This window comes from Buchnera aphidicola (Ceratovacuna keduensis) (assembly GCF_039372665.1).
Classification (GTDB): Bacteria; Pseudomonadota; Gammaproteobacteria; order Enterobacterales; family Enterobacteriaceae; genus Buchnera_G; species Buchnera_G aphidicola_D.
In genome coordinates this window covers 392,925-413,541 of record NZ_CP134994.1, presented here as the reverse complement: position 1 = coordinate 413,541, position 20,617 = coordinate 392,925, and the positions used below count along the sequence as shown (strand labels likewise).

General features: G+C 19.5%; 18 protein-coding genes and 4 tRNA genes. 13 read left to right on the top strand and 9 right to left on the bottom strand.

Annotation, left to right across the window (positions count from 1 at the left end):
* Positions 1 to 718 precede the first annotated feature (718 nt).
* Entirely contained in the window at positions 719 to 2,104 is a 1,386-nt protein-coding gene (der, locus tag RJK19_RS02075; protein WP_343184037.1) for a ribosome biogenesis GTPase Der, read from the top strand.
* 10 nt (positions 2,105 to 2,114) lie between these two features.
* Here der and fdx read toward each other — a convergent pair whose 3' ends face one another.
* The 4 genes from fdx to RJK19_RS02055 form a co-directional block, all read right to left on the bottom strand.
* Positions 2,115 to 2,444 carry an ISC system 2Fe-2S type ferredoxin gene (gene fdx, locus RJK19_RS02070; RefSeq protein ID WP_343184036.1) on the bottom strand — a complete coding sequence of 110 codons (330 nt, stop codon included), beginning with the start codon at positions 2,442 to 2,444 and terminating at the stop codon, positions 2,115 to 2,117.
* A gap of 57 nt (positions 2,445 to 2,501) precedes the next feature.
* Entirely contained in the window at positions 2,502 to 2,987 is a 486-nt protein-coding gene (gene hscB / locus RJK19_RS02065; protein ID WP_343184035.1) for a Fe-S protein assembly co-chaperone HscB, read from the bottom strand.
* Positions 2,988 to 3,048: 61 nt separating this feature from the next.
* The gene (gene iscU / locus RJK19_RS02060; protein ID WP_343184034.1) at positions 3,049 to 3,432 is read right to left on the bottom strand and encodes a Fe-S cluster assembly scaffold IscU; all 384 of its coding nucleotides are present in this window, start codon (positions 3,430 to 3,432) and stop codon (positions 3,049 to 3,051) included.
* A gap of 42 nt (positions 3,433 to 3,474) precedes the next feature.
* On the bottom strand, positions 3,475 to 4,686 hold the full coding sequence (locus RJK19_RS02055) for an IscS subfamily cysteine desulfurase (RefSeq protein ID WP_343184218.1): 1,212 nt from the start codon (positions 4,684 to 4,686) through the stop codon (positions 3,475 to 3,477).
* 200 nt (positions 4,687 to 4,886) lie between these two features.
* Here RJK19_RS02055 and RJK19_RS02050 point away from each other — a divergent pair.
* From RJK19_RS02050 to epmA, 11 genes are all read left to right on the top strand, one after another.
* Positions 4,887 to 4,960 (top strand) — tRNA-Trp (locus tag RJK19_RS02050).
* Between the two features lie 147 nt (positions 4,961 to 5,107).
* Entirely contained in the window at positions 5,108 to 6,955 is a 1,848-nt protein-coding gene (gene ilvD / locus RJK19_RS02045) for a dihydroxy-acid dehydratase (RefSeq protein WP_343184033.1), read from the top strand.
* 75 nt (positions 6,956 to 7,030) lie between these two features.
* A complete protein-coding gene (gene ilvC / locus RJK19_RS02040) occupies positions 7,031 to 8,506 on the top strand; it encodes a ketol-acid reductoisomerase (protein WP_343184032.1) in 1,476 nt (491 codons plus the stop codon).
* Positions 8,507 to 8,577: 71 nt separating this feature from the next.
* Entirely contained in the window at positions 8,578 to 10,497 is a 1,920-nt protein-coding gene (locus tag RJK19_RS02035; protein ID WP_343184031.1) for a UvrD-helicase domain-containing protein, read from the top strand.
* Between the two features lie 62 nt (positions 10,498 to 10,559).
* Entirely contained in the window at positions 10,560 to 10,889 is a 330-nt protein-coding gene (gene trxA / locus RJK19_RS02030) for a thioredoxin (protein WP_343184030.1), read from the top strand.
* 201 nt (positions 10,890 to 11,090) lie between these two features.
* A complete protein-coding gene (gene rho, locus RJK19_RS02025) occupies positions 11,091 to 12,350 on the top strand; it encodes a transcription termination factor Rho (RefSeq protein WP_343184029.1) in 1,260 nt (419 codons plus the stop codon).
* Between the two features lie 253 nt (positions 12,351 to 12,603).
* Positions 12,604 to 12,676, top strand: a tRNA-His gene (locus tag RJK19_RS02020).
* Positions 12,677 to 12,707: 31 nt separating this feature from the next.
* Positions 12,708 to 12,781: transfer RNA gene (locus tag RJK19_RS02015), tRNA-Pro, on the top strand.
* Between the two features lie 84 nt (positions 12,782 to 12,865).
* Positions 12,866 to 13,708, top strand: a complete 843-nt coding sequence (gene dapF / locus RJK19_RS02010; protein ID WP_343184028.1) for a diaminopimelate epimerase — start codon at positions 12,866 to 12,868, stop codon at positions 13,706 to 13,708.
* 197 nt (positions 13,709 to 13,905) lie between these two features.
* Positions 13,906 to 15,375 (top strand): hypothetical protein, encoded by a 1,470-nt coding sequence (locus RJK19_RS02005; RefSeq protein WP_343184027.1) that lies wholly within the window; start codon positions 13,906 to 13,908, stop codon positions 15,373 to 15,375.
* Between the two features lie 107 nt (positions 15,376 to 15,482).
* On the top strand, positions 15,483 to 16,466 hold the full coding sequence (epmA, locus tag RJK19_RS02000) for an elongation factor P--(R)-beta-lysine ligase (protein ID WP_428994309.1): 984 nt from the start codon (positions 15,483 to 15,485) through the stop codon (positions 16,464 to 16,466).
* A gap of 28 nt (positions 16,467 to 16,494) precedes the next feature.
* Here the strand turns inward: epmA and RJK19_RS01995 are convergent, their stop codons facing one another.
* The 3 genes from RJK19_RS01995 to hslV form a co-directional block, all read right to left on the bottom strand.
* Positions 16,495 to 17,247, bottom strand: a complete 753-nt coding sequence (locus RJK19_RS01995; protein WP_343184026.1) for a ferredoxin--NADP reductase — start codon at positions 17,245 to 17,247, stop codon at positions 16,495 to 16,497.
* A gap of 220 nt (positions 17,248 to 17,467) precedes the next feature.
* Positions 17,468 to 18,802: an HslU--HslV peptidase ATPase subunit gene (gene hslU / locus RJK19_RS01990; protein ID WP_343184025.1), complete on the bottom strand. Its 1,335-nt coding sequence runs from the start codon at positions 18,800 to 18,802 to the stop codon at positions 17,468 to 17,470.
* Between the two features lie 9 nt (positions 18,803 to 18,811).
* Positions 18,812 to 19,342, bottom strand: coding sequence for an ATP-dependent protease subunit HslV (gene hslV, locus RJK19_RS01985; protein WP_343184024.1), 531 nt, complete (start codon positions 19,340 to 19,342; stop codon positions 18,812 to 18,814).
* A 166-nt stretch (positions 19,343 to 19,508) separates the two neighbouring features.
* On the opposite strand from hslV, the gene rpmE reads away from it, so the two are divergent.
* Positions 19,509 to 19,721: a 50S ribosomal protein L31 gene (rpmE, locus tag RJK19_RS01980; RefSeq protein ID WP_343184023.1), complete on the top strand. Its 213-nt coding sequence runs from the start codon at positions 19,509 to 19,511 to the stop codon at positions 19,719 to 19,721.
* 141 nt (positions 19,722 to 19,862) lie between these two features.
* On the opposite strand, the gene RJK19_RS01975 is transcribed toward rpmE, so the two are convergent.
* Positions 19,863 to 19,936 (bottom strand) — tRNA-Gly (locus tag RJK19_RS01975).
* Positions 19,937 to 20,003: 67 nt separating this feature from the next.
* Entirely contained in the window at positions 20,004 to 20,546 is a 543-nt protein-coding gene (gene orn / locus RJK19_RS01970) for an oligoribonuclease (protein ID WP_343184022.1), read from the bottom strand.
* Positions 20,547 to 20,617 lie beyond the last annotated feature (71 nt).

The window sequence follows — 20,617 nt, the reverse complement described above, 5'->3', positions numbered from 1 at the left end:
ATTAAAAAAAATTCCTAACTAAAAAAAAATGAAATATAAAAAATAACTAATATATTAATTAAATATAAATATTTTAATTAAATAAATATTTAATTAAAGTATAAAAAATTCCTACAGAAGAAATAAGAAATTAAAAAATTATTTACTAAAATATTAGTTAAATGATTAATATAATAATAAAAGACAATATTTAATTAATATATTATATATTAGTTAAATGATTAATATAATAATAAAAGACAATATTTAATTAATATATTATATATTAGTTAAATGATTAATATAATAATAAAAGACAATATTTAATTAATATATTATATATTAGTTAAATGATTAATATAATAATAAAAGACAATATTTAATTAATATATTATATATTAGTTAAATGATTAATATAATAATAAAAGACAATATTTAATTAATATATTATATATTAGTTAAATGATTAATATAATAATAAAAGACAATATTTAATTAATATATTATATATTAGTTAAATGATTAATATAATAATAAAAGACAATATTTAATTAATATATTATATATTAGTTAAATGATTAATATAATAATAAAAGACAATATTTAATTAATATATTATATATTAGTTAAATGATTAATATTTTTTTTAATATATTTTTTATATATAATAAAAAAAAATTTAATTTTATTAATTTTTGTGATTTAATATATTTTATTTTATTTTTTTTGAGATTTTTATATGTTAAAAAATTATGTTTCGTTAATTGGTAGAACTAATGTTGGAAAATCTTCTTTATTTAATATGTTAATAAATGAAAATGTTTCTATTTCTACAAATTATAGTAATTTTACTGTAGATTCTAATGTTGCTTGTTTTTGTACTTCTAATAATAAATGTTTTTTTATTTCTGATACAGCTAGTATAAAGGAAGTTAATAATTCTAATTTATCTAATAAAATAGAGAAAAATATTTTTTCTTATATAAATAGTTCTAATCTTATTTTGTTTGTAATAAATGCTTATGATGGAATTACTTTTTTAGATATAAAGATTTCTAAAATTTTAAGAAAATTTAATAAAAAAGTTTTTTTAATAGTTAATAAATCTGAGAATTTTAATTTATATAATTATGATTTAGATTTTTATTCTTTAGGATTTAAAGATATTTTTTTTACTTCTTGTCATAAAAATTCAGGAATTAAAAGTTTATTGCATGATAATATAGTTCCTTTTTTTATAAATAAAAATTTTTTTGTTAATTATAATAAATTTATAGGAAATTTTTATTTATTGAAAAATAGAAATGTAATAAAATATTGTGATAATAATTCTATAAAAATATCTATTTTAGGTAAACCAAATGTTGGAAAATCTACTTTTATAAATTCAATAATTAATGAAGATCGTGTTATTACAGATGGTAATCCTGGAACTACTACTGATAGTACTGAAAATTATTTTTATTATAAAAAAAATAGATATATTTTTGTTGATACTGCTGGAGTTAGAAGATCTAAAAACATTTTTTCTAATATTGAAAAAATTTCTGTAAAAAAGTCTATTAGTTGTATTAAAAGTAGTGATATTATAATGTTATTTTTAGATTCTACTAGAAAAATATCTAATCAAGATTTTTATTTAATAAATAATATTATTTTGTTTGAAAAATGTTTTTTTATAGTTATAAATAAATGGGATTTATTATCTTTTAAAAATAAGATAAAGTTTAAAAATAATTTTAACGTTTTTATTAAAAAATTTATTTTTGTAGATTATTTTTTTATATCTGCCAAAAAAAAACAAAATTTATTTTCTATATTTAATGCTATTAATAATATTAATATATTATTAAAAAAAAATTATTCTTCTTCTATTTTAACAAGAATATTAAAAAAAATTATTGATAATCATAAACCTCCTTTATTTAATAAAAAAAAAATAAGTTTAAAATATGCTAATTTAATTTCTAAAAAACCTTTTAGAATATTAATACATGGAAATAGAGTAGATGGTTTATTATGTTCATATAAAAAATATTTGGTAAATTCTTTTACTAAACATTTAAATTTAAAAGGTATTCCTTTAAAAATTTTTTTTAAAAAGGGTAATAATCCATATATTTAATTAAATTATTTTATTTAATATAATTAGAAGAATAATATGGTATTTCTACTATAATATTTTTTTTACCTATTTTTGTTTGACATGATAATCTACTTTTTTCTTCTACATTCCATGCTTTATCTAATGTATCTTCTTCTTTTTCTGAGCATTTTGAAAGAGAAGAAAAACCTTTTTTTATTATGCAATGACACGTTGTACATGCGCAAGATTTTTCACATGCATGTTCAATTTGTATATTATTTTTTAATGCAGCATCAAGTATTGTTTCTCCTGTTTTTGCAATTATTTCAGCTCCATTAGGTAAAATTATTTTATTTGGTAAAAATAAAATTTTTGGCATAAAAACTCCTTATATTTTTATATATTAAATTTATTATTTAAAATATTATATTTTTTATTATAACATTTTTTTTTTTAAAATTTTATTTAAGAATTTAATTTTAATTAAAATATTTTTGGATTTTTCCCATTTTTTTTTTTTTATATATATTTCTATTTTTTTATAATATTTTTTTTGTTTTTTTTTTATTTTTTCTAATATTTTTTTTATTTTTATTTTATTTTTATTTTTTTTTTCTAGTTTTTCTATTTTTTTATTTATTTCAAAATAATATAATAAAAATTTTTTATTGCATACATTTTTTTCATATAATTTTTTATTACAATTTATTTTTATAATATATTCTACTCTTTTTATAGGATTTTTTAATATTCTATATGCTATGTTTATTTCTGCAGATTTATTTTTTATATTTTTATTATTAAAAATTTTTATGTTCATGTCTGGATGAAATTTTCTTTGAAGTTTATGAAAATTTTTTGATAATTTATTATAATTAATTTTAAATTCTTCTTTTATATCAAACATTTTAAAATAATTCATATTTTTTCTTATTTTATTTTATAGTGCTGAAAAAATTTTCAGCACATATATTTTGTTTTATTTATTTTTTTTGTTTTTTATTATAATCTGATATTGCATTTTTTATTGCTTCTTCTGCTAATATAGAACAATGTATTTTTACTGGAGGTAAACTTAGTTCTTTTACTATTTTTGTATTTTTTATTTTTTTAGCTTGACTTAAAGTTTTTCCTTTTATCCATTCGGTCATTAAAGAACTTGATGCAATAGCAGATCCACATCCATATGTTTTAAAGCATGCATCTTCTATAATTCCTTTTTTATTTACTTTTATTTGAAGTTTCATTACATCTCCACATGCTGGAGCTCCTACCAAACTAGTTCCAACATTTTTTTTTTTAGTAGAGAAAGAACCTACATTTCTTGGATTTTCATAATGATCAAGAACTTTTTTACTATAAGACATTTTGTTTATATTTCTCCTAATATTTTATTAATTATTATAATTTTATGTTTTCCAATTAATTTTTTCTACATTTATTCCTTTTTTAAACATTTCCCATAAAGGAGATAATTTTCTTAATTTTTTTACTGATTTATGTATTATATTTGCAGCATAATATATTTCTTTTTTTTTAGTAAATCTTCCAAAAGAAAATCTTATAGAACTATGTGCTAGTTCTGTTTTTATTCCCATAGATTTTAATACATATGAAGGTTCTAAACTTGCAGATGTACATGCAGATCCTGATGATATAGCTAAATCTTTTAATGCCATTATTATAGATTCTCCTTCTATATAATTAAAACTTATATTTAATATATGAGGAGAAGTTTTTTTTAAATCACTGTTTAAATATATTTCTTCTATATTTTTTATTTTTTTCCATAATATGTTTCTTAATTTTTTTAACATTATATTTTCTGATTTAATCTTTTTTTTAGCTATTCTAAATGCTTCCCCCATTCCAACAATTTGATGAACAGGTAAAGTTCCTGATCTCATACCTCTTTCATGACCTCCTCCATGTATTTGAGGAGATATTCTTATTCTAGGTTTTTTTCTAATAAATAAAGCTCCTATTCCTTTAGGTCCATATATTTTATGAGATGAAAAAGACATTAAATCTATTTTAGTTTTTTTTAAATTTATTTTTATTTTTCCTACACTTTGAGTAGCATCTACATGAAAAAATATTTTTTTTTTTCTACATATTTTACTTATTTTTTCTATATCTTGTATTATTCCTGTTTCATTATTAACATGCATTATTGATACTAAAAGTGTATTTTTGTTTATATTTTTTGATATGTCTTTTATATTTATTATACCGTTTTTTTTAGGTTTTATATATGTAACTTTGCATTTTTTGTTTTCTAAATATCTACACGTATCTAAAACTGCTTTATGTTCTGTTTTGCTAGTTATTATATGATTTCCTTTATTTTTATAAAATTGCATTATTCCTTTTATTGCTAAATTTATTGATTCAGTAGCTCCAGATGTAAATATTATTTCTTTCGGATCTGAATTTATTAAATTTGATATTTGTTCTCTAGCTATATCTACTGCTTCTTCTGCTATCCATCCAAACTTATGTGATCTAGATGCAGCATTTCCAAAATTATTATTTTTTGTTAAATATTTTAACATAATTTTTGCAACTTTTTTGTCTACTGGTGTAGTTGCTGCATAATCTAAATATATAGGTGTTTTAATTTTTTTCATTTAATTTAATTTTGTTTTAGTTAATAATTTTTATATTGTTTTTTTTCAAAAAATCTATTTTTATAAAATATATAGACTATATTTACTTTTAATAGTATTATATTATCATGTAGTTCTTAATAAGAATTAAAAAATTTGTGTTTTTAAAAAAAATATTTTTTTTATTTTTTAAAATTTTTAATATTTTATATAGGGGTGTAACTCAAATAGGTAGAGTGTCGGTCTCCAAAACCGGATGTTGGGGGTTCAAATCCCTCCTCCCCTGCAAAAGTTTTTTTTACTATATTATTTATGATTTTAATAAGTTTTTTTATGACAATCATAGTATTTCATCAAATTTTATAAAATGTATAAAAGAGTATTTTTTTAAATATTTTTAATATTTTTAAAAATATTTTGGAGTTTTTAAAATATGTTATATAGATCTTATACTACAACTCAAGGAAAAAATTCTTCTGGATCTAGAGCTCTTTGGAGAGCTACAGGTATGAAGGATAATGATTTTAAGAAACCTATTATAGCTGTAGTAAATTCTTTCACTGAATTTGTTCCAGGTCATATTCATTTAAGAGATTTAGGTAAATTGGTTTCTGAAAAAATAAGTTTTTATGGAGGTGTTCCTAAAGAATTTAATACTATTGCTATAGATGATGGTATAGCTATGGGTCATTCTGGAATGTTATATTCTTTACCTTCTAGAGAAATAATTGCTGATTCTATTGAATATGTAATAAATGCACATTGTGTAGATTCTATGGTTTGTATTTCTAATTGTGATAAAATTACTCCAGGTATGTTAATAGCATGTTTGAGATTGAACATACCAACAATATTTGTTTCTGGAGGACCAATGGAATCTGGAAGAATAAAAATAGACGGTAAAGAAAAAAAAATAGATTTGGTAGATGCTATTGTTCAAGGGTCTAAAAATAATATTAAAGAAAAAAATATTTCTAAAATTGTAGAAAAAAATGCATGTCCTACTTGCGGTTCTTGTTCTGGTATGTTTACAGCTAATTCTATGAATTGTTTAACTGAAGTATTAGGAATTGCATTTCCAGGTAATGGAACACTTTTGGCTACTCATTTAGAAAGAAAAAAATTGTTTTATTCTGCTGGAAAACATATAGTAAGAATTACTAAAGAATTTTATAAGAATAAAAATTCAAAAATATTACCAAAAAATTTAATAAATAAAAGATCATTATATAATGCAATGTGTTTAGATATAGCTATGGGTGGATCTACTAATACTATATTGCATTTATTAGCTTTGTCAAAAGAAGGAAATATAAATTTTAATATTTCTGATATAGATTATTTATCTAAAAAAGTTCCTTATATTTGTAAAATATCTCCTAATTCTAAAGATTATTATGTGGAAGATTTTCATAGAGCAGGAGGTGTTATAGGTTTATTGGGAGAATTATATAGAGGAAATTTATTAGATTTATCTACTGAAAATTTTCTTGGTTTAACTATAGAAGAAATGATATTAAAGTATGATATAATGATATCTAATGATAAATATGTAGATAATATTTTTAAATCTGGACCTAAAGGAAAAAAAACTATAGTTCCATTTTCACAATCTTTTAAATGGAAAAGTCTGGATAAAGATAGAAAAAAAGGTTGTATTAGATCTATAAATAATTCTTATAGTAATGATGGGGGTATAGCTATTTTATATGGAAATTTAGCTAAAGATGGTTGTGTAGTTAAAACTGCAGGTGTAAATTTAAAAAATTTAATTTTTTCAGGTCCTGCTAAAGTTTATGAAAGTCAAGAAGATGCAGTTTATGCAATATTAAATAATAAGATTATTAAAGGCGATGTAATAGTTATTAGATATGAAGGTCCTAAAGGTGGACCCGGTATGCAAGAAATGTTGTATCCAACTTCTTATTTAAAATCTGTTGGTTTAGATAAGTATTGTGCTCTTATTACAGATGGAAGATTTTCAGGAGGAACTTCTGGTTTATCTATAGGTCATATATCACCAGAAGCAGCTAGTAATGGAATTATAGCGTTGATTAAAAACAATGATATAATATATATTAATATTCCTAACAGAAAAATTTCATTAAAAGTTTCTAAAGAAGAAATAAATATTAGAAAAAAATTTCAAAATTCTAGAGGAAAAAAGTCTTATACTCCAATTTTTAGAAATAGAAAAATTTCTTCTTCTTTAAAAATATATTCTTATTTTGCTACTAGTGCTGATAAAGGTGCTTATAGAGATATAAAAAAAATATTATAAAAATTTTATTATAAAACATATAATTTTAAATAAAAATATTATTTTATTTTTTGAAAAAAGTTTTATGGAGATTTTATGAAAAATTATTTTAATGGTTTAAATTTTAGACAAAAATTAAAAGAATTAGGTACTTGTAAATTAATTAAAAAAAAAGAATTTAATAAAAAATCAAATATTTTAATAAATAAAAAAATAGTTATAATAGGTTGTGGTTCTCAAGGATTAAATCAAGGATTAAATCTTAGAGATTCTGGTTTAGATGTTTCATATGCATTAAGAAAATCTTCAATAAAAAATAAAAATCTTTCTTGGTTAAATGCTAAAAAAAATAATTTTTATATAGGAACATATGAAGATTTAATTCCAAAAGCAGATTTAGTAATAAATTTAACTCCTGATAAACAACATTGTAATGTAATAAACAAAATAGAAAAATTAATGAAACATAATTCTATATTAGGATATTCTCATGGTTTTAATATTATAGAATATGGACAAAAAATAAGAGATGATATTACAGTTATAATGGTTGCTCCAAAATGTCCAGGAACTGAAGTGAGAGAAGAATATAAAAGAGGATTTGGTGTTCCTACTTTAATATCTGTTCATAAAAAAAATGATTTAAGAAAGATAGGTATAGATTTTGCTAAAGCTTGGGCTTATGCATTAGGAAGTCATAAAGCTGGTGTTTTAGAATCTTCTTTTTCAGCAGAAGTTAAATCTGATTTAATGGGTGAACAAACAATATTATGTGGTATGTTACAATCTGTTTCTGTAATTTATTATGATAAGTTAATAAATGAAGGTTTTGATAAAAATTTTGCATGTAGTTTAGTCCAAAATGGATGGGAAATTATAACTGAGTCTTTGAAACATGGTGGTATAACTTTAATGTTTGATAGGATGTCAAATATTTCTAAAATAAAATCTTATAAAATTTCTAATAATTTAAAAATTTTATTAAGACCTTTATTTGAATATCATATGGATAATATAATTTCTGGAAATTTTTCAAAAAATATGATAAATGATTGGAAAAATAATGATAAAAAATTGTTATATTTCAGAAATATAAATAAAAATTATAATTTTGAAAATTCTAAAAAATCTAATAAAAAAATTTTTGAAGAAGAATATTTTGAAAATTGTATTTTTATGATATCAGCTTTAAGAGCTGGAATAGAATTATCATATGAAATAATGTTAGATTCAGGAATTTGTAGAGAATCTGCATATTATGAGTCTTTACATGAAATACCTCTTATAGCTAATACATTAGCTAGAAAAAAACTTTATGAAATGAATTTAGTTATTTCTGATACTGCTGAGTATGGAAATTATATTTTTTCTGAAAAAGCTATACCTATTTTAAACAAATTTATTAATTCTTTAAAATATGATGAATTATTTAATTCAAAAGATTTAAATGTTACAATAGATAATAAAGAATTATCTAAAATAAATTATTTAATAAGAAATCATGATATAGAAAAAATAGGAAATAAATTAAGAAAATATATGAAAAAAATGAAAAGTATATCTTTTAAATAATTTTTTTTAACAAAAAATAATATTTTTTTATATTTTTTAAAAAATATATTATTTTATAAAGTCAAAATTTTATGTTATTAAATTATGTTCAAAAATATGCTGTAGAATTTATTTCAGATCCTTGTTTAGTAATAGCTGGAGCTGGATCTGGAAAAACTAGAGTAATAATTAATAAAATTATTTATTTAATAAAAAATTGTGGTGTGCAAGCAAAAAATATTTTTGCTTTAACTTTTACTAATAAAGCAGCAAATGAAATGAAAGAAAGAATTAAAAATGTTTTAGGAAAAAATAAAACTAATTCTATAAATGTTTCTACATTTCATTCTTTAGGTATAAAAATTTTAAAATTAGATGATAATAATTTATATATAAAATCAAATTTTTCTATATTTGATAGATATGAGCAAAAGATTATTTTAAAAGATATTACTAAAAATTTTTTAAATAAAGATTCAAAATTATTAAAAAAATTAGTTTTTTTTATTTCTAAGTGTAAAAATGAATTTATAGATTATAAAATAGCAAAAAAAATAGCTAAGAATTCTTTAGATTATGTTTTTGCAAATTGTTATGAAGTTTATGAAAAATATTTAAGAAATTTTAATATTTTAGATTTTGATGATTTAGTTTTTCTACCTGTATTATTATTAAAAAATAATATATTTTTAAGAAATTTTTTTAAAAAAAAAGTAAAATATTTGTTAGTAGATGAATATCAAGATACTAATATTGTTCAATATAAACTTATAAAATTATTAAATAATTCTAAAAATTTTACTTTAGTTGGAGATGATGATCAATCAATATATTCTTGGAGAGGTGCTAATCCTAATAATTTTTTTTTATTAAATAATGATTATCCTAACTTAAAAATAATAAAGTTAGAACATAATTATAGATCTTCAGGAAGAATTTTAAATGCTGCTAATATGTTAATTTCTAACAATTCTCATTTATTTTCTAAGAAATTATTTTCTAATCTTAAATATGGTTCTTCTATAAATATAATATCTGCTAATAATGAATTTGATGAATGCAATAGAGTAATTAATGAAATAACTAAATTTTGTATTTCAAAAAATTATAAATATAATGATTTTGCTATTTTATATAGAAATAATCAACAAGTAAAAATACTAGAAAAAATTTTTTTAACAAGATCTATACCATATAAAATATTTTCTAATACTTCTTTATTTAATATGTTAGAAATAAAAAATTTGTTAAATTATTTAAAATTAATAATAAATCCAAATAATGATTTTTCTTTTTTACAAGTTATTAATACTCCTAATAGAAAAATAGGAAAAATCACATTATCTAAATTAAAATTATTATCTAAAAATAACAATATTAGTTTATTTGAATCTTGTTTAAGTAAAAAATTATATAAGATTTTAAATAAAAATAGTATTAATAATTTAAAAAATTTTGTTTCTTGGTTTAATAAAATTTTAATTTTTTCAAAATCTAATCCAAGTAAAGTTTTATATAAAATAGTAAAAGATACTAATTACGTTAGTTGGATAAAAAAAAAAAATTCTAATTTAGAAAAATTAAATATTTGTATAAAAAATTTAAATATTTTTTTATTATGGGTAAAAAATTTTTGTAAAAATAAAGACGAAAATTATAAATTAATTTTTCAGGAAATAATAGAAAAACTTTTAGTAGAAGATGAAAATGAGAAAAAAAATTTTAAAGAAAAACAATTTGTAAAATTTATGACTTTACATGCTTCTAAAGGACTAGAATTTCCATTTGTTTTTATAATAGGAATGGAAGAGGGTATATTACCACATTATACTAGCATAATTAATAATGATATTGATGAAGAAAGAAGATTAATATATGTTGGTATAACAAGAGCTAAAAAACAGTTGACTTTAACATTTTCTAAAGTTAGAAAAAGATTTGGTGAAAATATTTCTACTATTCCTAGTAGATTTATAAATGAATTACCAAAAAAAGATTTAAAATGGATTTAGTAGTTTTATAAATTTAACTATTTTGATAAAATATTTTTTATGTTTTTTTATAGATAACATTTATGAAAACAAATAAAATAATTGAATTAAATGATAATAATTTTAAAAAAAATGTTATAGAAAAAAAATGCTTAATATTAGTAGATTTTTGGGCTGCATGGTGCAGTCCTTGCAGGATTTTAATGCCAATTTTGGAAGATCTATCAAAAGAATATGTAAATAAAGTAAAGATTGGAAAAGTGAATGTGGAAGAAAATAGTTATATATCAAAGAAATATTTTATTAAAAGTATACCGACTTTAATTTTATTTAATAATGGAATTATTAAAGAAACTAAAATAGGTTCTATTTCTAAAAGTCAATTAAAAAGTTTATTTAATAAATATATATAACATTAAAATTTAAAAAAGCGGTTTTATTTATTAAAACCGCTGGTTTATGTATATAAAATATAATATAATTTATATTATATAAGATCTTAAAAATAATTAAAAATAATTTTATTAATTTTATTTTGTATTTAAATAAAAATTATTATCTTTTTAATAATAGTTACAAGATTTGAATCCCAGTTTACTAAGAATATAAAAATAATGAATCTTACCGAACTAAAAAATAACCCGGTTTCTGAACTAATTATTCTCGGTGAAAAAATGGGGCTAGAAAATTTAGCAAGAATGAGAAAACAAGATATTATTTTTTCAATACTTAAACAACATTCAAAGGGAGGAGAAGATATATTCGGAAATGGAGTATTGGAAATATTACAAGATGGTTTTGGATTTTTAAGATCTTCTGATAGTTCTTATTTAGCAGGTCCAGATGATATATATGTATCTCCTAGTCAAATAAGAAGATTTAACTTAAGAACTGGAGATACTATATCTGGAAAAATAAGGCCTCCTAAAGAGGGAGAAAGATATTTTGCTTTATTGAAAGTTAATGAAGTTAATTATGATAAACCTGAAAGTTCTAGAAGTAAAATTTTATTTGAAAATTTAACTCCTTTACATGCTAATTCTAGATTAAGAATGGAAAGAGGAAACGGTTCTACAGAAGATATAACTGCCAGAGTTTTAGATTTATCATCTCCTATAGGAAGAGGTCAAAGAGGATTGATTGTAGCTCCTCCTAAGGCTGGAAAAACAATGTTACTACAAAATATTGCTCAAAGTATAGCTCATAATTATACAGATTGTGTTTTAATGGTATTATTAATAGATGAAAGACCTGAAGAAGTTACAGAAATGCAAAGATTAGTTAATGGAGAAGTTGTGGCTTCTACTTTTGATGAACCTGCTTCTAGACATGTTCAAGTTTCTGAAATGGTTATCGAAAAAGCAAAACGTTTAGTAGAACATAAAAAGGATGTTGTAATTTTATTAGATTCTATAACTAGATTAGCTAGAGCTTATAATACTGTTGTACCAGCTTCAGGTAAAGTATTAACAGGTGGTGTAGATGCTAATGCTTTACATAGACCTAAAAGATTTTTTGGAGCAGCTAGAAATGTAGAAGAAGGAGGAAGTTTAACTATAATAGCTACAGCATTAATAGATACTGGATCTAAAATGGATGAGGTTATATATGAAGAGTTTAAAGGTACAGGTAATATGGAATTACCTTTGTCTAGAAAAATTGCTGAAAAAAGAGTATTTCCAGCAATAGATTATAATAGATCTGGAACTAGAAAAGAAGAATTATTAACTTCTAAAGAAGAATTAAAAAAAATGTGGATTTTAAGAAAAATAATACATCCTATGAGTGAAATTGATGCAATGGAATTTTTAATTGCAAAATTATCTATGACTAAAACTAATAATGATTTTTTTGAAATGATGAAAAGATCTTAGAAAATTTATATTTTTTTTAATATTTTTAAATAAAAATTTAAAAATTTTTTTAAAAATATTTTTAGTTTTATTTAAAAAATATTTAAAATATTTTATTGAAATATTTTTTTTATATAATATAATTATTATATATTTTATATAATATATAAATATTTTTAATAATTTAAATATTAAACTATATAATTTTTTAGAAAAATTTTATTTTGTAAAATAAAATTTTATTTATTGTATTTATATTTAATTAATATAATTGGTGATTATAGCTCAGTTGGTAGAGCCCTGGATTGTGGTTTCAGTGGTCATGGGTTCGAATCCCATTAATCACCCATATTTTTTTGTTTTATATAATATATTATTCGGCGAATAGCGCAGCTTGGTAGCGCAACTGGTTTGGGACCAGTAGGTCAGAGGTTCAAATCCTCTTTCGCCGATCAAAAATTTTTTAATTTTTATTTAAATATTTTCATTTTTTTAAAATTGTTTTAATTATATTTTATATAAGAAAAAATTTTATTATGTTAATGAATTTTTCAAAAATGCATGGATTAGGAAATGACTTTGTATTGTTTAATAATATAAATAATAAATTTATTTTTACTAGTTCTATTGTAAAAAAATTATCAGATAGAAATTTTGGTATAGGTTTTGATCAATTGATTTTGGTAGAAAAAAGTTTTAATAAAAAAATAGATTTTTTTTATAAAATTTTTAATTCTGATGGAACAGAAGTTTTTCAGTGTGTTAATGGAGTTAGATGTTTTGGTAGATTTATAAATTTAAAAAACATTTCTAAAAAAAAAAATATTTATGTAATGACTAAAAATCAAATATTTTTTTTAAAAAATATAAATAAAGATATTGTTTCAGTAAAATTATCTGAACCTATTTTTGATTCTTATAAAATTCCTTTTTTAAAAAAATATTCTGAAAATGGACATTATATATTGATAAATTCAAAAAAAATAAAATATTTTACAGTATCTTTAGGAAATCCTCATTGTGTAATTTTTGTAGATAATATTTTATTAGCAAAAGTAGATGTTATTGGTTCATTTTTAGAAAAACATTTTTTGTTTCCTTTAGGTGTTAATGTAAATTTTGTAGAAATAGTTTCTAAAAAAGAAATTAATGTTAGAACATATGAAAGAGGTGTTGGAGAAACTAAATCATGTGGTAGTGGTGCATGTGCTTCAGTTATAATAGGTATAAAAAATAATTTTTTAAATAAAAATGTTTTAGTTAATTTAAATGGAGGTAAATTAAACATTTTTTGTGAAAAAAAATTTAAAAATATTTTATTATCAGGAAATACTACTCATGTATATGATGGAAAAATAAATATAAATAACTTTTTATAATTTTATAAAATTAATAATAAAAAATTATATAATTTTTATATTATTTTTAATTTTTTTATAATATTATAATGTTTATTATATATATTTATAAAATATTTTAAAAATTATATTTTTTTTTGATTAAATAAATTACTTGACTAAATATAAAAAATTTAATTAAATAAAAATTATAGAATATGCATTTAAGGCATAATATTATGTCATATAATTATAATATAAATGAAACAACTTCTTTAAAACATGTTATAAATGTTAATTCTAAAATAAGTAATAAAAAAAATGAAGAAAACATGGTTCAAGATTATAAAGTTGATTCATTTGAAAATCCTGAAAATAGTGTAGTAATTACATTAGTACCTGAAAGAAAACCCTTTTCTTATCATAAAAAAAAAACAGTTGTAAAAATATCTAAAAATAATTTGAATATTAACAAAGAAGATTCTTCAAAAATATTAAAAAAAAATGAAGAAAATGTTAAAGATAATAAAAAAAATTCATTATTATTTATTAATAAATATCAAACAGTTAAATATATTAATAAAGGTGAAGAATTTTCAAGATTTAGAATTCTTTATGATAAAAAAAAAAATGTAGTTTCATTCATGTCTGAATTATTAAAATACAAAGATTCTAAAATAAACAATATAGAAAATGATATTAAAGATAATAATTTAATATCTAATATTTTACCAAATTTAAGTGTTTTTAAAGAAAATTATAATAATAAGATTAACATTTCTGCTAAAATTTCATATTCTTCTTTTTGTGAAGATTCCAAAAAATCAACTAATATATATAGTAATAAAGATATAAATTTTGATATTAGTAAAGGAAACAAAAATTTAAAAGTTTTTAATGAATTAAATAAAAAAAAACCATATAAGTGTAGTAAATTGATTGAATATGAAAATATTCTAGAAAATACTGATATAGATCCTGTTTCTATTGATAAACCAAGTAATATTAAAGGATCTAATTTAAAAAAAGTAGTTTATAAACATGATTCAAAAGTTGTACATATGAATGGGTTTCCTTTGCATCATAGATGTTGTGAATTTGTTTCAGAAGTTAATGATGAAATTAAAAATAATAAAGGAATAGAAGAAGTAGACGATAAAGGAAATGAATGGAAATTGTTAAATGATGCTAATGAATCTTTCCCTTTAGTAAAATTTGGAAAAGATATAAGAGATCATTTTGATTATTTAAATAGAAGTGATGAAGAAGATTTGCATAAAGTTTTTATGTCTGAATTAGGCAATGTAGAAATGTCTATTGATGGAAAATCTATAACAGAAAATAAAGATCCTAAAGAAATTTTAAAAAAGTTTAAAGAGTTATTACCTAATATATCAGATAGAAAATTAGTGTCTTGTTTTTCTCAAGAAGGAGTTTTATCAAAAGCTTTTTTTGGATTAATAGCTAAAAATCCAGATATATTAAAATGTACTTTTTATCATCCAAAAATTTCTTATAAAATAAATAGAATTAATGAAAATAGTTTTGAAGTAGACATATGTAGTATTACTAGATCAAGAAATTTTGATGATTTTAATAATGTTGGTATGCCTTATGTAAATAAAATACATTCATATGGTATTAAAACTAATGTAGTTTTTTCTAAAATTAGTAATCCAATAATTAAAAATTTATTTTTTGTTAAATAAATAAATATTTTTTTATAATTTTTATATAGATAATTTGTTAATTTTTAAAAAAAAAGTTTACAAAACAATATTTTGTTTTGTAAACTTATAAATTGTTTAATATTTTTATGAATATAAAAAAAAAATATAATAGTTTTATAAATAAAAAAGATTTAATATATAGATCAAAAATTATTTTTAGAATTAGAAAATTCTTTAATGATCTAAATATTATTGAGGTTGATACTCCTATTTTATCTAGACATTCAGTTCCAGATCATAATATAAAATGTTTTAAAACTAAATATTATGATAATAATATTAATAAAAATATAGATTTATGGATGATATCTAGTCCTGAATATCATATGAAAAGATTACTTTCTTTAAAAATAGGATCTATATATCAAATATGTCATAGTTTTAGAGATGAAGAATTTGGAAAATATCATAATCCTGAATTTACTATTCTTGAATTATATATTATAAATTGTAATATGTTTAAATTTATTAAAAAAATAGATTTTTTTTTTCAAAAAATATTTAATTTTAAAAAATCTGAAATGTCTTCTTATAAAGAAATTTTTATTAAATTTTTAAAAATTGATCCATTTAAATCAAATAAAGAAGATTTAATAAAAAAAATAATATATTTAAAACATTTTCATTTAATAAAAAATTTAAAATTTTTGTGTAAAAAAGATTTATTAGAAATATTGTTTTTAATAGGAATAGAAAAACATTTAGGAAAAGAAAAACCAATTTTTATTTATCATTTTCCTGCTGATCAGGCGCTTTTATCATCTATAAATAAAAAAAATAATAATTTGTCTAATAGATTTGAAGTTTTTTTTAAAGGTATAGAAATAGCGAATGGTTTTAATGAACTTAGAAATAGAATAGAACAAGAAAATAGATTTAATAATGAAAATCGTATTAGAGAAAAAATTGGATTAAAAAAAATAAAATTAGATGATTTTTTTTTAGATGCATTATCAAAAGGTATACCAAAATGTTCAGGAATAGCTATTGGAATAGATAGAATTATAATGATAAATTTAAAAAAAAATAATATTTCTGAAGTAATTCCTTTTACAATATATAATTGTTAATCAATTTTATTTTTTATAAAAATGTATTTTACCAATAATTTTCGGTTGTTATATTTCCAGGTTTTTTTCTTAAATTTTTTTTAAGTTTATATTTTTTAATTAATATTTTTCTAGTATCTTTTACCATGTTAGGATTACCACAAATCATGAAATGTGAATTTTTATTGTTTATATTTATATTTATTTTTTTTTCTATAGTATTATTATTAAATAATTCTGGTATTCTTCCAAACAAATAATTTTTTCCTAATTTTTCTCTACTAACTATTTTTTGAAATAAAAAATTATTATTATATTTTAATTTTATTTTTTTTATTATTTTTTTATAGTTAAATTGATTTTTATACCTAACAGCATGTATTAATATTATTCTATTAAATTTTTTTATTTCCTTTCCTCCATTTTGTAAAATAGATAAAAATGGACCTATAGCTGTTCCTGTAGATATCATCCATATATTTTTTGTTTTTGGTATTTCTTTTAATGTAAAAAATCCGAAAGATTTTTTACTTATCATTATTTTATTTCCAGGATTTAAATTATATAATTTTTTTGTTATAATTCCATTTTTTACATATGCTATATAAAATTCTAAATTTTTATTTTTAGGAGAATTTACATAAGAATATGCTCTTTGTATTTTTTTTTCATTCTCAAATATTGCTATTTTTGTAAATTGTCCTGGTATAAATGGTAGTATTTTTGCATTAATTATTATACTAAATAATGGAAATTTCCATTTTTTTATTTTTATAACGTTAGCTTCTATCCAATCTGTCATTTTTATACCTATAAAATTTTTAAAATATCTTATTTATTTTATATTATATACTATAATATTTTTATAATTAAAAAAAAATAAAAAAAAAATATTTATTATTTTATTTTTAAATTATAAAATTATATTAATTATATAAGTTATGTTTTATATAAATTTTCTTATCTTAGATTATTTCCAAGATAAGAAAAAATTTTATATATACATTTTTTAATATTTTTTTTTATAATACAAATTTACTTAGATCTTCATTAGATACAAACTTTTCTAAGTGTTTTTCTACATATTTTTTGTTTATTTCTACTAATTTATTTTTTTTATTATTTGAATTAAATGAAATATCTTCCATTAATTTTTCCATAACTGTATGTAATCTTCTAGCACCTATATTTTCCATTGATTGATTAACTTTCCATGCTGCTTCCGCTATGCATCTTATACCACTTTTTTTAAAGTTGATTTTTATTCCTTCTGTTTTCATTAGTTCTTTATATTGAATAGTAATTGAAGAACTAGGTTCTATTAAAATTCTTTCGAAATCTTCTATATTTAATGATTTTAGTTCTACTCTAATAGGTAATCTTCCTTGTAATTCTGGAATTAAATCCGATGGAGTAGATATTTGAAATGCTCCGGAAGCTATAAATAATATATGATCTGTTTTTACAGTTCCATATTTTGTAGAAACTGTACATCCTTCTACTAATGGTAATAAATCTCTTTGAACTCCTTCTCTAGAAATGTCAGGTCCTGAATTTATTCCACTTCTTCTACATATTTTATCTATTTCATCTATAAATACTATTCCTTTTTGTTCTACTGCATTTATAGCTTTTTTCTTAATTTCTTCTGGATTTATTAATTTAGATGCTTCTTCTTCTATTAATATTTTCATTGCATCTTTTATTTTTAATTTTCTAGTTCTTTTTTTGTTACTTCCTAAATTTTGAAATATGGATTGTAATTGATTTGTTAAATCTTCCATTCCTGGAGGTGCCATTATTTCTACACCTAATGGAGTAACTGAAATATTTATTTCTATTTCTTTATCATCTAATTTTCCTTCTCTTAATTTTTTTCTAAATGATTGTATTGTAGCTAATGGTCTTTGATTTGTATCTTGAATTCCCCAATTATTTTGTACTGTTGGTACTAAAACTGATAATATTTTTTCTTCTGCTATATTTTTCACTTTTTCTTTATTTTTTTCTATTATTTGAACTCTAACTATTTTCATAGCTAAATCAGTTAAATCTCTAATTATAGAATCTACTTCTTTTCCTACATATCCAACTTCAGTAAATTTTGTTGCTTCTATTTTTATAAATGGAGAATTTGCTAATTTTGCTAATCTTCTTGCTATTTCTGTTTTCCCAACCCCAGTAGGTCCAATCATTAATATATTTTTAGGAGTTATTTCATATCTAAGATCTTTTCTTACTTTCATTCTTCTCCATCTATTTCTAAGCGCTATTGCTACCGCCTTTTTTGCTTTTTTTTGTCCTATTATAAATTTGTCTAATTCTTTAACAATACTTTTTGGAGTCATTTCTGACATATTTAATCCTTATTTTTTTGAAGATAATTCTTTTATTGTAAAAATTTGATTTGTATATATACAAATATTAGATGCAATTTTTAAAGATTCTTTTACAATTTCTTTTGCTGTTAAATTAGAATGTTTTAATAAAGCTTGAGCTGATGCTTGAGCATATGATCCTCCTGATCCTATTGCAATTAAATCATTTTCAGGTTTGATAACATCTCCATTACCTGTAATTATTAAAGATGTATTTTTATCTGCGACAGCTAATAAAGCTTCTAATTTTCTTAATATTTTGTCTGTTCTCCAATCTTTTGCTAATTCTATAGCAGATCTTTGTAATTGACCTTGATGAACTAATAATTTTTTTTCAAATAAATCAAATAATGTAAATGCATCTGCTGTTCCTCCAGCAAATCCAGCTATAACTTTTTTATTATATAAATTTCTTACTTTTTTTACATTACTTTTTATTATTGTGTTTCCTAATGTTGCTTGTCCATCACCACCTATTACTACTTTTTTTTTTAAACGTACACTTAATATAGTTGTCATAAAATTCCTTTTATATATTTTAAATATATTAAAAAATTTATATTGATTTTTTATTATTAAAATATATTATATTTTTAATATATTGTTTTAAATTTTTGTATATATTATATTTTTATTATATATTTTTTAATATTTTTTATTTATTTAAAAAAAAGGTTTTAACAATATGAAAAAAAAAATACATCCTGAATATAAAGAGATAAATGCTTTTTGTTCATGTGGAAAAAATATAAAATTTTTTTCTACTATAAAAAAAAAATCTATTAATTTAGATATATGTGGTGTATGTCATCCATTTTTTACTGGGAAACAACGTGTTGTTGATACTAGTGGTAGAATTGAAAGATTTAATAAAAGATTTAAAAATTTTCAAAACTAATTATAATATTAAAAATATTATTTTTTTAATATTTTTATTAAAATATTATATAATATTTTTTTATATGCCTTAATTATTTAAGAACATTATTAATATTAATTATATATTTATATTTTATATAAATTTATTTAAATATTTTTTAGCGGGAAACGAGATTCGAACTCGTGACCTCAACCTTGGCAAGGTTGCACTCTAACCTGCTGAGCTATTCCCGCTTATTTTGTAAATTATATATTAATATTTTTTTTTAAACAAGTTTTTATTTTATTATAAAATATATTTTTATTTGCATATTAAAAATTTTTTTTTATAGTATAATAATTCTTTTATTGATTCTTTTATATCCTTTATAGTTGTATGATTTTTTTTTTTTTTAAATTTTTTATATTTTTCTTTTTTCCAAATTTTAAATATTTCTTTAATTGTACTTACATCTATTGTTCTATAATGAAAATAATTTAATAAATTAGGCATAAATTTTTTTAGAAACATTTTGTCTATAAAATTAGAATTTCCACACATTGGAGATTTATTTTTTTTCACAAATTTTTTTATAAATTTTATAATTTTTTTTTCTGCAGATTTTTCATTATATTTACTTTTTTTTACTTTTTTTAACAGTCCACTATTTTTATGTGTTTTTTTATTCCAATCATCCATTTTTTTCAATATTTTTTTATTTTGATGTATATTTATTGATATTCCTTTTGTTTTTATATTCAGATATTTATCTGTAATTATTACTCCTATTTCTAAAATAAAATTTTTTTCTGGATCTAATCCAGTCATTTCTAAATCTAGCCATATTAATGTTTTATCTTTCATATTTTATAACTTTTTTTTTAAAAAATTATTATATTTTGTTTATAATATTATTATAAATTTACTTTATATTT